Genomic DNA, 418 nt, shown 5'->3' on the forward strand with positions numbered 1-418 from the left:
CTCACTGAAGATAAAGACGTTCACTCGGGATTATTAAGGGTTGATGGTGCGTTAACCATTACTGATAGTGATAACGGCCAAGCTCAGTTCAGCGCAGAAACCCTGCAAGGTCAATTTGGTACGCTGACTATCAATAATCTCGGCCATTGGACCTACACCGCGGATAACGCACAAGCCACGATTCAAGGTCTAAAAACGGGTGAGTCGGTAACTGACACATTGCTGGTTCACTCTGTTGATGGCACTGAACAACAAGTCACCGTGACCATTAACGGTACTGACGATAAAGCAGTGATTGCAGGCACTTCAACTGCAACGCTCACTGAAGATAAAGACGTTCACTCGGGATTATTAAGGGTTGATGGTGCGTTAACCATTACTGATAGTGATAACGGCCAAGCTCAGTTCAGCGCAGAAA

The 418-nt window shown here is 46.4% G+C and carries 1 protein-coding gene; it reads left to right on the forward strand.

Translation table 11 applies throughout. From position 1 onward, the window contains the following. A partial coding sequence (locus K5Q58_RS20980) for a VCBS domain-containing protein (protein ID WP_220755760.1) occupies window positions 1-418 on the forward strand: 418 nt, incomplete at both ends.

The organism is Shewanella sp. KT0246 (assembly GCF_019654955.1).
Taxonomy (GTDB): Bacteria; Pseudomonadota; Gammaproteobacteria; order Enterobacterales; family Shewanellaceae; genus Shewanella; species Shewanella goraebulensis.